This is a genomic window from Sphaerisporangium sp. NPDC005288, assembly GCF_040607475.1.
In the GTDB taxonomy this organism is placed as follows: Bacteria; Actinomycetota; Actinomycetes; order Streptosporangiales; family Streptosporangiaceae; genus Sphaerisporangium; species Sphaerisporangium rhizosphaerae.
This window is the reverse complement of record NZ_JBEXGT010000034.1, coordinates 78,915-91,094: the sequence shown is the minus strand read 5'-3', so window position 1 is coordinate 91,094 and position 12,180 is coordinate 78,915. Positions and strand designations below refer to the sequence as shown.

At 73.6% G+C, this 12,180-nt stretch carries 12 protein-coding genes and 1 pseudogene; 2 read left to right on the top strand and 11 right to left on the bottom strand.

The window, feature by feature from the left end; all coding sequences use genetic code 11:
• The 5 genes from ABZU32_RS28395 to ABZU32_RS28375 form a co-directional block, all read right to left on the bottom strand.
• Nucleotides 1-714: an ABC transporter ATP-binding protein gene (locus ABZU32_RS28395; protein ID WP_354926716.1), complete on the bottom strand. Its 714-nt coding sequence runs from the start codon at nt 712-714 to the stop codon at nt 1-3.
• Nucleotides 701-1,531, bottom strand: coding sequence for an ABC transporter ATP-binding protein (locus tag ABZU32_RS28390; protein ID WP_354926714.1), 831 nt, complete (start codon nt 1,529-1,531; stop codon nt 701-703). Before ABZU32_RS28390 ends, ABZU32_RS28395 begins: the two co-directional genes overlap by 14 nt.
• Complete coding sequence (locus ABZU32_RS28385) at nt 1,528-2,493, bottom strand: branched-chain amino acid ABC transporter permease (RefSeq protein WP_354926712.1); 966 nt, start codon at nt 2,491-2,493, stop codon at nt 1,528-1,530. The genes ABZU32_RS28390 and ABZU32_RS28385 overlap by 4 nt, the downstream gene beginning before the upstream one ends.
• A complete protein-coding gene (locus tag ABZU32_RS28380; protein WP_354844883.1) occupies nt 2,490-3,383 on the bottom strand; it encodes a branched-chain amino acid ABC transporter permease in 894 nt (297 codons plus the stop codon). The genes ABZU32_RS28385 and ABZU32_RS28380 overlap by 4 nt, the downstream gene beginning before the upstream one ends.
• Before the next feature lie 70 nt (nt 3,384-3,453).
• Nucleotides 3,454-4,620 (bottom strand): branched-chain amino acid ABC transporter substrate-binding protein, encoded by a 1,167-nt coding sequence (locus tag ABZU32_RS28375; protein ID WP_354844880.1) that lies wholly within the window; start codon nt 4,618-4,620, stop codon nt 3,454-3,456.
• A 273-nt stretch (nt 4,621-4,893) separates the two neighbouring features.
• On the opposite strand from ABZU32_RS28375, the gene ABZU32_RS28370 reads away from it, so the two are divergent.
• Together ABZU32_RS28370 and ABZU32_RS28365 are read left to right on the top strand one after the other, a co-directional pair.
• A complete protein-coding gene (locus ABZU32_RS28370; protein WP_354926710.1) occupies nt 4,894-5,172 on the top strand; it encodes a hypothetical protein in 279 nt (92 codons plus the stop codon).
• A 132-nt stretch (nt 5,173-5,304) separates the two neighbouring features.
• Nucleotides 5,305-5,463 (top strand): annotated as a pseudogene (locus tag ABZU32_RS28365) (transposase); the annotation flags it as partial.
• A 112-nt stretch (nt 5,464-5,575) separates the two neighbouring features.
• Here ABZU32_RS28365 and ABZU32_RS28360 read toward each other — a convergent pair.
• The 6 genes from ABZU32_RS28360 to ABZU32_RS28335 form a co-directional block, all read right to left on the bottom strand.
• Entirely contained in the window at nt 5,576-6,931 is a 1,356-nt protein-coding gene (locus tag ABZU32_RS28360) for an aldehyde dehydrogenase family protein (RefSeq protein ID WP_354926708.1), read from the bottom strand.
• A 70-nt stretch (nt 6,932-7,001) separates the two neighbouring features.
• Nucleotides 7,002-8,003 (bottom strand): proline racemase family protein, encoded by a 1,002-nt coding sequence (locus tag ABZU32_RS28355; protein WP_354926706.1) that lies wholly within the window; start codon nt 8,001-8,003, stop codon nt 7,002-7,004.
• Between the two features lie 4 nt (nt 8,004-8,007).
• Nucleotides 8,008-8,901, bottom strand: a complete 894-nt coding sequence (locus ABZU32_RS28350; protein ID WP_354926704.1) for a dihydrodipicolinate synthase family protein — start codon at nt 8,899-8,901, stop codon at nt 8,008-8,010.
• Nucleotides 8,898-10,382 carry an NAD(P)/FAD-dependent oxidoreductase gene (locus tag ABZU32_RS28345; protein ID WP_354926702.1) on the bottom strand — a complete coding sequence of 495 codons (1,485 nt, stop codon included), beginning with the start codon at nt 10,380-10,382 and terminating at the stop codon, nt 8,898-8,900. Before ABZU32_RS28345 ends, ABZU32_RS28350 begins: the two co-directional genes overlap by 4 nt.
• Nucleotides 10,379-10,708, bottom strand: coding sequence for a (2Fe-2S)-binding protein (locus tag ABZU32_RS28340; protein WP_354926700.1), 330 nt, complete (start codon nt 10,706-10,708; stop codon nt 10,379-10,381). Before ABZU32_RS28340 ends, ABZU32_RS28345 begins: the two co-directional genes overlap by 4 nt.
• The gene (locus ABZU32_RS28335; protein ID WP_354926698.1) at nt 10,705-11,829 is read right to left on the bottom strand and encodes an FAD-dependent oxidoreductase; all 1,125 of its coding nucleotides are present in this window, start codon (nt 11,827-11,829) and stop codon (nt 10,705-10,707) included. Before ABZU32_RS28335 ends, ABZU32_RS28340 begins: the two co-directional genes overlap by 4 nt.
• Nucleotides 11,830-12,180: the final 351 nt, after the last annotated feature.

Genomic DNA, 12,180 nt, shown 5'->3' with positions numbered 1-12,180 from the left:
TCAGACCCCTCCCAGGTATGCCTCGACGACGCGGGAGTCGCCGGCCAGCTCCGCCGCCGACCCGGCCAGCACGCACCGGCCGTTCTCGATCACGTAGCCGCGGTGGGCGATCTTGAGCGCGGCCTTGGCGTTCTGCTCGACCAGCAGCACCGAGACCCCTTCGGCGTTGACCTCGCGCACCAGTTCCATGACCGAGGCGACGACGAGCGGGGCCAGGCCCATCGAGGGCTCGTCCAGCAGCAGCATGCGCGGCCCGGTGACCATCGCGCGCCCGATGGCCAGCATCTGCTGCTCGCCGCCGGACAGCGTGCCGCCCTGCTGGGCGCGGCGCTCGGCCAGGCGCGGCAGCAGCGCGTACACCCGCTCGATGCGCCGGCGGACCTCCGCCTGGTCGCGCACCAGGTAGCCGCCGACCTGGAGGTTCTCGTGCACGGTGAGGGTGCTGAAGACCCTGCGCCCCTCGGGCACGTGCACCAGGCCGGCGCCGACGATGGCCTCGGGCCTGGCGCGGGTCACGTCCCGGCCCCGGAAGGTGATCGTGCCGGCGGTCGGGCGCACCAGGCCGGAGGCCGCCGACAGGGTGGTGGTCTTGCCGGCCCCGTTGTTGCCGAGCAGGGCGACGACCTCGCCCTCCCCGACGGTGAGCGACATCCCGCGCAGGGCGTGGACGCCGCCGTAGTGGACGTCCAGCCCCTCGATCTCAAGCGCCGCCATCGCGGCCTCCCCTCGCCGTCCCGCCGCCCGCCTCGTCGGCGTAGGCGTCGGCGTCGGCGTCGTCGCTGCCGAGGTAGGCCTCGATGACGGCCGGGTCGCGGCGCACGTCCTCGGGACGGCCGTCGGCGATCTCGCGGCCGAAGTTCAGCACGACCACCCGCTCGGACACCTCCATGACCAGACCCATGTCGTGCTCGATCAGCACGATGGCGATGCCGAGGCCGCGGATCCTGCGGATCAGGTCCAGCATCTCGGCCTTCTCGCCGTGGTTCAGCCCGGCCGCCGGCTCGTCCAGCAGCAGCAGGCCGGGCCTGCGCGCCAGGGCGCGGGCGATCTCGACCCTGCGCTGCTCGCCGTAGGGCAGGTGGCGGGCCTCGCCGAACCGGTCGCCGCGCAGGCCCACGAAGTCGAGCCAGTGGTGGGCCTGCTCGGTGGCCTCCCGCTCGCCGCGGCGGTAGCGCGGGGTGTGCAGCAGCGCGTCCAGGAAGTTCTGCCGCAGCCACAGGTGGGCCCCGGCGCGGACGTTGTCCAGCACCGACATCTCGCCGAACAGCCGCAGGTTCTGGAAGGTCCGCGCCACCCCGAGCCCGGCGATGCGGGAGGGCCGCAGGCCGGTGATCTCCCGGCCGGACAGCACGACGCGCCCGGCCGTGGGCTTGTAGAACCCGGTCACGCAGTTGAAGGCGGAGGTCTTCCCCGCGCCATTGGGGCCGATCACCGAGACGATCTCGGCCTCGCCGACCGTGAACGACAGCCCGTCGATGGCCAGCAGTCCGCCGAAGGACAGCCGCAGATCCTCCACCGCCAGCAGGGTCATGAGCTCGCCTCCCTGGACCGGTGCGGCCACAGCCCCTGCGGGCGGAGCAGCATGACGACGATGAGCAGCACCCCGAAGGCGAAGAACCGGTAGTCGGCGAAGTCGCGCAGCACCTCGGGCAGCAGGCTGATGACGATGGCGCCGATCACGACGCCGGGCGTCGAGCCCATGCCGCCCAGCACCACGGCCATGAGCACCAGGGCCGACTGCAGGAAGGTGAAGCTGCCGGGCGAGATGGCCGACAGCTGCGCGGCGAACAGCACGCCGGCCAGCCCGCCCCAGATGGCGCCCGCGATGTAGGCGGCCAGCTTGACCCGGTAGGTGTGCACGCCCATGGCCTCGGCGGCGTCCTCGTCCTCGCGGACGAACCGCCACGCCCGCCCGAGGCGGGAGCGGCCGAGCCGGGAGGCGCCGATGACCGCGAGCGCCACGATCACCACCGTGAGGTAGTAGAAGACGACCGGGCCGCCGCCGAGGCCGGGGATGCCGTAGATCCCCGAGGGGCCGCCGGTGACCTCCAGGTTGTTGGCGGTGATGCGGATGATCTCGCCGAAGCCGAGCGTGACGATGGCCAGGTAGTCGCTGCGCAGCCGCAGGGTGGGGGCGCCGATCACGACGCCCGCGACCACGGTCACCGCGATGACGGCGGGGACCGTGACCAGCAGGGGAAGGTCGAACCGCGTGCTCAGCACGCCGCTGGTGTAGGCGCCGACGGCGAAGAAGGCCACGTATCCGAGGTCGAGCAGGCCGCAGAAGCCGACGACGATGTTCAGGCCGGAGGCCAGCATGACGAAGATGGCCGCGCTGGTCATCACCGACAGCGCGTACGGGGTGGCGATCACGAACGGGGCCAGGGCGGCGACGGCCAGGCCGGCCAGGCCCGCCCACTTGCTGTCCAGCAGCCGCGACGCGGCCCGGCCGACGGGCGTCCCCCGCCCGCGCGCCTTGGCGCCGGTCGTCATACCCGCTCCGTCACGCGCTCGCCGAGCAGGCCGGTCGGCCGCACGGACAGGAACAGGATGAGCACCCCGAAGGCGAACACGTCGCGCCACTCGCCGCCGAGCCAGTAGGTGCCGAAGGACTCCAGCAGGCCGAGCAGCAGGCCGCCGAGCATGGTGCCGGGGATGTTGCCGATGCCGCCGATCACCGCCGAGGTGAACGCCTTGAGCCCGATGAGGAACCCCATCAGGAAGTCGATCTTGCCGTAGTAGGCCCCGGCCATCACCCCGGCCGCGCCGGCCAGCGCCGAGCCGAGGAAGAAGGTGCGGGAGATGACGGCGTTGACGTTGATGCCCATCAGCGCGCTCGTGCGCGGGTCCAGGGCGATGGCGCGCATGGCGCGTCCCTCGCGGGTGCGCGTGACCAGCAGATTCAGCCCGGCCATCAGGGCGACGGCGACGATGATGAGCGCGATCTGCTGCAGGGTGACGCGGGCGCCCAGCACCTGGACCGCCGTGCCGCCGAGCCGCAGCGGGTAGACCTGCGGGTCGGCGCCCGCGGCGGCCCGCATGCCGTACTCCAGGGCGAAGGAGGCGCCGACGGCGGTGATGAGCAGCGAGAGCCTGGGCGCGTTCCGCAGGGGGCGGTAGGCGACGCGTTCGAGGACCACGCCGGACAGGCCCGTCACGGCCATCGTGACGACGAGCACGCCGAGCAGCACCGGGAGCGCCATGCCGGGCGAGACGCCGCCGACCGCGCCGAGGACGGCGAAGCCGGTGAAGGCGCCCAGCATGTAGATGTCGCCGTGGGCGAAGTTGAGCAGCTTCATGATCCCGTAGACCATGCTGTAGCCCAGCGCCACCAGCGCGTAGAACGAGCCGACGAACAGGCCGTTCCAGATCAGCTGTGACATGTGAGGTTTCCTCCGGGGCCCGCGACGGCCGGCGCGCCGCCGGCCGTCCCTGGGTGTCGCTCGCGCACGGTCACTTGAGCGCGTCCTGCAGGGCGAACTTGCCGGACTTCACGACCAGGATCTGGAAGCCGCCGGTGGACAGGGTGTGGTCGGGGGTGAACTTCAGCGGGCCGGAGAACATCGCGAACCCGTTGACGGCCTCCAGCGCGGAGATGACCTTGGCGCCGTCGGTGGACCCGGCGTTCTTGACGGCCTCGGCGGCCAGGCGCACGGCGTCGTAAGCCTGGTTGGAGTACGGGCCGGGGGGCGAGCCGAACTTCTTGGTGTAGTCGGCGATCCAGGTCTCGGCGCCCTGAAGGGTCTCGGGGGTCTGGGTCATCGTGGCGTAGACGCCCTCGGCCGCCTCGGCCCCGGCGATCTCGGCGATCTTCTCCGACACCGACCCGTCGCCGACCATGATGGCGCCCTTGTACCCGGCCTGCCGGAGCTGGCGGATGATCAGGCCGCCCTCCTGGAAGTAGCCGGTCCAGTACACGAAGTCGGGGTTCTTGGCCATGATGTTGTGGATGTTGGCGCTGTAGTCGCTCTCCTTGGGCGTGACCGCCTCGAGGATCGCCGTCTCCGGGCCGCCCTGCTCGTCCAGGAGCTTCTGGGTGCGGACGGCGATGTCCTTGGAGTAGCTGGTGTTGTCGTGCACCAGCGCGACGTTCTTGGCGCCCTGCTTGGTGATCCACGCCATGGCGGCCGTCGCCTGCTGGGTGCCGGTGCCGTTGATCAGGAAGACGTGCTTGAGGTGCTGGTCGACCAGCTCCTGCGAGTTGGCCGCGGGGATGATCATCGGAATGTTCGCCTTGCCGAAGACCGGCAGCGTGGGCAGCGTGGCCCCCGAGCAGTAACCGCCGACCGAGACCTTGACGCCCTCGGTGACGAGCTTGTTGGCGCCGGCCACGGCGGTCTGGGCGTCGCAGGCGTCGTCGGCGACCTTGAGCTCCAGCTTGCGGCCGAGGACGCCGCCCTTGCCGTTGATCTCGTCCACGGCGAGCTGGGCGGCGTTCTTCATGTACGGGCCGATGGCCGCCTCGCTGCCCGACTGCGGGACGAGCATGCCGAGGGCGATGGGGCCCTTGTCCCCGCCCTCCTCCGAGCCGCCGCCGAGCAGGCCCTGGCCGCATCCGGCCGTCAGCATGCCCACGGCCGCCGCCAGCGACCAGACCAGCGCTATGCGCGATTTGCCCATCGTGTATCTCCTCGCGGGTGCTGCACGGCTCAGATGATGTGTGACATTGCACACGTGCCGACAGCGCTCGTCAAGGCCCCGATACCAGACCGTTGCAAGCCTGGCGAACGCCGATATGCCCGGTGAGACCGGACATCTCCGCCCGGCCGGAGCCCCGCCGCCCGGGAGGACACCGTTGGCGAAGCAGACCAGACGGAAAGGCCCCGTGATCACCAATGTGACCACGGGGCCTTTCCGATCGGCCTGTTCCCGGTCACCCGATCCGGCCTCGGGATGGCCCTGCTGGCCTGCCAGGACGACGAGAACGTCCGCGCCATGTGGGCCACCAGCGCGAACGAGACCCCGGTCGAACAGGTCCTCACCGATCTCGCGGAGATCCGTGAAGCCGGTTTCGCCCTGCGCGCCGGCAAAACCGAACGCACCGTTGCCGTCACCGTCGGCTCGGCACCGTACGCCGCGGTCGGCATGTCCGGCCGCTTCACCGACGCGCACTTACCTGAACTCGTCAGCGCACTCCGGCACGCGGCAGAAATGATAGAGAAGAACGGCTGAGGCGGACCGGGCCGGACCGTCGCCTGGCCCCGTACGCCGATCGGCGGTCTCCGGAGTCACCCCCGCGTGAACAGGAGGAGATGTCGGCCGCCGAGGTCATCAGGAGGGCAGCGGCCGCACGGACGGCAGCAACGCCATGCCCACAGGGCAGGCGTGGAGGGCACCATCGCCCAGGGCGTCAGAGGCTTCGGCCTGCGGCGATCCCGCTACCGCGGGACCGCCGAGACCCATCTCCAGCACATGCTCATCGCGGCGGCGATGAACCTGACCAGGCTCGACGCATGGCTTACGGAACACGGCGGGCGGGGGCTCCAGGACCGGGTACACGCGATGGCGTGCCCGGGACTCCGGGCCGGGCGCCGGGAGGCGGGGCGGGGCCTCCCGGCCCGGGTCGCGGAGCCGGTCAGGCGCCGGCGGGGCCCAGGGCGATGGTGTGGGTGGAGGTGTAGAACTCCTGCGCCGCCTTGCCCTGCTCGCGCGGGCCGTAGCTGGAGTCCTTCTCGCCGCCGAAGGGCAGGTAGAAGTCCACGCCGCTGGTCGGGTTGTTCACCTTGACCAGGCCGCTCTCCAGCCGTGAGGAGACCTCCAGCGCCCGGTCCAGGTCGCGGGTGTAGACCGCGGAGGCCAGCCCGTAGGGCACCCCGTTGGCCAGCGCCACCGCCTCCTCCACCGACCCGGCGTCCTGCACCAGGCAGATCGGCCCGAACACCTCGTCACGGGCGAGAACGTGGTCGGCGGCCACCCCGTCGACCAGGGTCGGGGCGGCGAACCACCCGTCGCGGTCGAGGGCCTGCCCGCCGGTGAGCACCCGGCCGCCCTCCGCGGAGGCCACCACCCGGTCGCGGGCGGACTCCTCGATCACCGGCCCGACGGCGGTGCCGGGGTCGGCGGGGTCGCCCACGCCGAGCTTGGCGACGGCGGCGACCAGCGCCTCGCGCACCTCCCCGGCGTTGCCCACCGTGATCACCCGCTTGGTGGCGGTGCACTTCTGCCCGGCGTACCCGAACGCCGCCGCGGCGATCTGCGCGGCGGCGGCCTCCAGGTTGGCGTCGTCCAGCACGATGCTGGGGTTCTGCCCGCCCATCTCGGCCTGCACGGGGACGCCCCGGGTCGCCGCGGCGACGCTCACCTTGCGGCCCACGGCGGCCGACCCGGTGAAGGACACGACGTCCGCCGCCTCGATGAGCGCCACGCCCTCCTCGGCGTCCCCGGGGACCACCTGGAACAGCTCCTCGGGCAGGCCGAGGATCTCGGCCAGGCGCAACGCGGTGCCGAGCGCCTGCGGAGCGGGCTTGAGCACCACGGCGTTGCCGAAGGCAAGAGCGGGCGCGGCCTTCCACAGGGGGATGGCCAGCGGGAAGTTCCACGGCGTGATCAGCCCGGCGACGCCGCGCGGGCGCCTGCGGGTGTAGGACAGCCCCGCGCCGGACGGCTCGTACAGGGCGCCCACCGGGTCGAAGACCTGCTGGGAGTAGTAGCGCAGGATGGCCACCGCGCGCGCCACCTCGCCCTTGGCCTCGGTGACCGGCTTGCCGACCTCCCGGACGGCGAGCGCGGCCAGTTCGTCGGCGGCGGCGGCGACGTTCGCGGCGGCGGCGGCCAGGACGCCGGCCCGCTCGGCGGCGCCCGCCCCCGCCCACCGCCGCTGCGCGGCGCGCGCGCGGCGCACCGCCTCGGCGACGCCCTCGCTCCCGGCGGACGCGGCGCTCGCGACCACGTCGGCCGGGTTCTGGGGGGACCGGCTCTCGACAACACCCATCGTGAATCCCTCTCCAACCTCAGGGGTGAAATCCCGCTTCATGGAAACCTAGTCCACGTCATCGACCGGCTCAGAGCAGGAAGCCCTCGGGGAAGGGGTCGGACGGGTCCAGGAAGTGCTGGGCGGTGCCGGTCACCCACGCCCGGCCGGTGATGGCGGGGACGACCGCCGGCAGGCCGGCCACCTCGGTTTGTTCGACCAGGCGCCCGGTGAAGCGGGTGCCGATGAACGACTCGTTGACGAAGTCCTCCCCGACCGCCAGCTCGCCGCGCGCGTGGAGCTGCGCCATGCGGGCGCTGGTGCCCGTCCCGCACGGCGAGCGGTCGAACCAGCCCGGGTAGATGGCCATGGCGTGCCGCGACAGCCGGGCGTCGGAGCCGGGGGCCACGAACTGCACGTGGTGGCAGCCCCGGATGCCGGGGTCGAGGGGGTGGACCGGCTCGGCCGCCTCGTTGATCGCCGCGGAGACCGCGAGGCCCGCGTCCAGGATGCGCTGCCCGTAGGCGCGCTCGAACGGCAGGCCCACCGACTCGATGGGCAGGATGGCGTAGAAATTGCCGCCGTAGGCCAGGTCGTAGGTGATCTCGCCGACGCCGGGGACCTTCACCACGGCGTCCAGCGCGACGCTGAAGGAGGGCACGTTCTGGATGGTGACCGCCGTGGCGGCTCCGTCCTCCACGCGCACCGAGGCGACGACCAGCCCGGCCGGGGTGTCCAGCCGCACGGTCGTCACCGGCTCGGCCACCTCGACCATGCCGGTCTCCACCAGCACCGTCGCGACGCCGATGGTGCCGTGCCCGCACATCGGCAGGCAGCCGGAGACCTCGATGAACAGCACGCCGTAGTCGGCGTCCGGCCGGGTGGGCGGCTGCAGGATCGCGCCGCTCATCGCCGCGTGCCCGTGCGGCTCGTACATCAGCAGCTTGCGGACGTGGTCCAGGTTCGCCATGAAGTACTCGCGCCGCTCGGCCATGCTCGCGCCGGGGATGACGCCCACTCCCCCGGTGACGACGCGGGTCGGCATGCCCTCGGTGTGCGAGTCGACCACGTGAAAGATCTTCTTGGAGCGCACGACGTCACCGCAGCCCTTCGGCCAGCGCCTTCTCGGTGGCCGCGCGGACCACGGCGTCCTGCTCGGCCGTCAGCGACACGCGCGGCTGCCGGCACGGGCCGCCGTGCAGGCCGGCCAGGTCCATCGACAGCTTGATCGCCTGGACGAACTCGGTCCTGGCGTCCCAGCGCAGCAGCGGGTGCAGCGTGCGGTACAGCGGCAGCGCGGTGGCCAGGTCGCCCGCGACGGCGGCCCGGTACAGCGCCGCGCACGAGGCCGGGAGCGCGTTCGGGTATCCGGCCACCCAGCCGGTCGCGCCGGCGAGCGCCAGTTCCAGCACCACGTCGTCGGAGCCGATCAGCACCTCCAGGCCCGGGGCCAGCTCGGCGATCTCGTAGGCCCGCCGCACGTCGCCGGTGAACTCCTTGACGCCGACGATGAGCCCCTCGGCGTGCAGTTCGGCCAGCAGCGAGGGGACCAGGTCCACCTTGGTGTCGTAGGGGTTGTTGTAGGCCACGATCGGCAGGCCGGCCTTGGCGACCTCGCGGTAGTGCGCGAGGACGGCCCGTTCGTCGGCCCGGTAGGCGTTCGGGGGCAGGAGCATGACGACCTGGCAGCCGGCGTCCCTGGCCTGCTCGGCCCAGCGGCGCGCCTCGGCCGCGCCGTAGGCGGCCACGCCCGGCATCACGCGGTCGCCGCCGATCGCCGCGACCGCCGTCTCGACGACGCGGGCGCGCTCCTCGGGGGTGAGCGTCTGGTACTCCCCGAGGGAGCCGTTCGGCACCACGCCGTCGCACCCCTGCTCGACCAGCCGGCGGCAGTGCGCGGCGTAGCCGTCGAAGTCGACGCTCAGGTCCTCGCGCAGCGGCAGCGCGGTCGCCACCATCACGCCGTGCCAGGGCTTCTCACGGGTCGTCATCGAGGGTCCTCTCCTCCGGGGTCTCCTGCTGGTTCTTCTCCGAGGTCTTCCGCCGGGTCTCCCGCGAGGTCGCCGAGCCTGACCGGCTGGGCGACCGGCCGCCGCGGCGGCCCGGGGTCCTCGCCGGCCAGGCGGGCCACGGCGTAGCCGCAGACGCGCCCTTGGCACCAGCCCATGCCGGGGCGGGCCAGCAGTTTCATCGAGCGGGCGTCGGTGGCTCCGAGCCGCGCCGCCTGCTTGATCCGCGCGTAGGGGACCTCCTCGCAGCGGCAGATCAGCGTGTCGTCCGTCAGCCAGCCCTTCCACCCGTCGCGGACGGGGTAGGCGGCCTGCAGGGCCCTGGCGAAGGCCGCCAGCCGGTCCCTGCGCGCGGACGGCCCCGGATCGGGCGGCACCCGGCGGCCGAGGTCGGCGGCGGCGGCGCGCCCGGCGATCCGGCCCTCCACCTCGGCCAGCTCGGCCCCGCCGACGCCGGTGGGCTCCCCCGCCGCGTACACGCCCGGCACGCTGGTGCGCATCCCGGCGTCCACGGCGACGACCGGGGTGCCGTCGGTCCCGGCGCGGGTGGCGCAGCCGAGCTGGACGGCCAGTTCGATCTGCGGGACGAAGCCGTAGCCGACGGCCAGCGCGTCGCAGGCGATCGTGCGGCGGCGGCGCGGCGCCCAGTCGCGGTCGAGGTCGGCGACGGTGACGTGGGTCAGTTCGCGGTCCCCGTGGGCGGCGATGACGGCGTGCCGGCCGAGATAGGGGATGCGGTGCCGGGCCAGGCCGTAGCCGTAGCCGGCGGCCTCGGCGAGCCTGCCCGGGTGGCCCGCCATGGCGGAGGCCGGGCCGAAGCGGCCGTTGGCCTCAAGGACCGCGGCGACGCGGGCGCCGGCGGCGGCCAGCGCGGTCGCCACCGGCAGCAGGAACGGGCCGGTGCCGGCCACGACGACCCTGCGCCCGGCGGTCACCAGGTCGCCCTTGAGCAGGGCCTGCGCGCCTCCGGCCGTGAACACTCCGGGCAGGTCCCAGCCGGGGAAGGGCAACGGCCGGTCGTGGGCCCCGGTGGCGATCAGCAGCCGGCGGGCCTCGACGCTCTCCCGCCGCTCCTCCCGGTCGCCCGCCAGGCAGTGCAGCACCACGCCGCCGTCGCCGGCGGCATCCGTCGCAGGTGGTGTGACCGGCGAGCCCGAGTCCGTCGCGGGTGGTGTGACCGGCGAGCCCGGGTCCGTCGTCCGCTCGACGGCCCAGACGCGGCGGCGCAGGCGCACCTCGACGCCACGGCGCCCCAGCTCGGCGGCCAGCGCGGCGAAGCGCCCGAACCCGTGGTGCAGCGCCCCGGGCCGCCGCGCGCGAAACCCCGCGGGCGCGTGGCGGAAGTACTGCCCGCCCAGGCGCGCCCCGGAGTCGACGAGCACGACGCTCAGCCCGGCCCGCGCCGCCGCGACGGCGGCGGCCATCCCGGCCGGGCCGGCTCCCACGATCGCCAGGTCCCTCATCCGGTCGTCACCTCGTCTCCGGGGCGGGCCTCGGTCTGGCAGGCGCGCAGGGACGGCTCGCCGTTGACGGTGACCAGGCAGTCGAAGCACACGCCGATGCCGCAGAACAGGCCGCGGGGACGCCCGCCCAGGCGGGTGGTGCGCCACGACCGGACGCCGTTGGCGTACAGCACCGCCCCGACCGTCTGGCCCGGCACGGCCATCACCGGCCGCCCGTCCACGGTGATCGGGAACCCCGGCTCCGGCCGCGCCCTCACCAGGCGACCGGCGTGCGGCGGCTCCCCGGCGGGCGGGACGAGGCCGTGGGGATCGGGTGATGAGGTCACGCCGCGAACCTTTCCGGTCGGAAGGGCGCCGGGTCGAGGCCGGGGGCGGCGCCGGTGAGCTGCCCCGCGATCAGGTGGCCCGTGGCGGGGGCCAGGCCGATGCCCGCGCCCTCGTGGCCGCAGGCGTGGTACAGCCCGGGCGCGCGCGGGTCGGCGCCGATCACCGGCAGATGGTCGGGGCAGTAGGGGCGAAAGCCGCAGTAGGCCCTGATGACCCGGCGCGCGGCCAGAGCCGGGAACAGGGCGACGGCCTGGCGGGCGAGCGTCTCCAGCACCGGGATGGAGACGGTGCGGTCGAAGCCGACCCGCTCGCGGCTGGCGCCGATGAGCACCGTGCCGGCGGGCGTGCCCTCGATGACGGCGCTGGTCTCAAGGGCGGCCGAGTCGCTGGCCACGCCGGTGACGTACGCCGCGGTGTAGACCTTGTGCCGGATCAGCGGGGCGGCGAGCGGCTCGGTGACCAGGATGAAGCCCCGGCGCGGCAGCACCGGCAGGTCGAGGCCGGCCAGCGCGGCCACCTCGCCGCTCCAGGTGCCGGCCGCGTTGACCACCGCGCCCGCCGGGATGTCCCCTTTGTCGGTGCGGACGCCGGTGACCCGGTCGCCGTCGCGCAAGAGGCCGGTGACCGTGGTCCCGGTCCGCAGGCGCGCGCCGGGAGCGTGCCGCAGCAGCACGGCGGCGGCGAGCATGGGCTGGACCTGCGCGTCCTGCGGGTAGAAGACGCCGCCCGCGAGGCCGGGGGAAAGGTGGGGCTCGTAGTCGCGCAGTTCGCCGGCGCCGACCGGCCGGCGCTGGACGCCGAACCCGTCCTGGGCCACGGCGAGCGCGGTGAGCGCGTCGAGCACCTCGCCGGTCTCGGCGACGACCAGGCCGCCCTTGGGCTCGAACTCGAACCCGCCGAGGGCCGCCAGCTCGCGCCAGAGGCGGTTGGACAGCAGGGCGAGGTCGAGCTCGGGGCCGGGCTCCTTGTCGGAGACCAGGATGTTGCCCTCGCCGGCCCCGGTGGTGCCCGAGGCGACCGCGCCGCGCTCGACGACGGTGACGCTCAGCCCGGCGCGCGCGGCGTAATAAGCGCAGGCCGCCCCGACGACCCCCGCCCCGATCACCACGACGTCGGCCATCCCACCCCCAGCCCTTTCACAAACAAGTCAGTAATATGTCACATATCCACCACGGTAATCAATGCTCGCCCCACCCCCGAGCCCGGCGACGCCGACCGGCCCTCTCCGACCACCACCTCAAGGACACCCCGAACCCGCTGAACGATTCCAACGGATCGGCCACAAGACCCGCTCGGGGCGCGGCGGTGCTGTGAGGAGGAGGGAGGGGTCAGGAACGAACCCCGTACGACGACGAACGGCGCCGCCTCAAGGGCGCCCCGAGCCCGCCTAGCGGAGCGAGGCCGAGCAGCACGGCTCGGGGCGCGGCGGTGTTCTGAGGAGGAGAGAGCGAGTGCGAGGAACGAGCGCTCG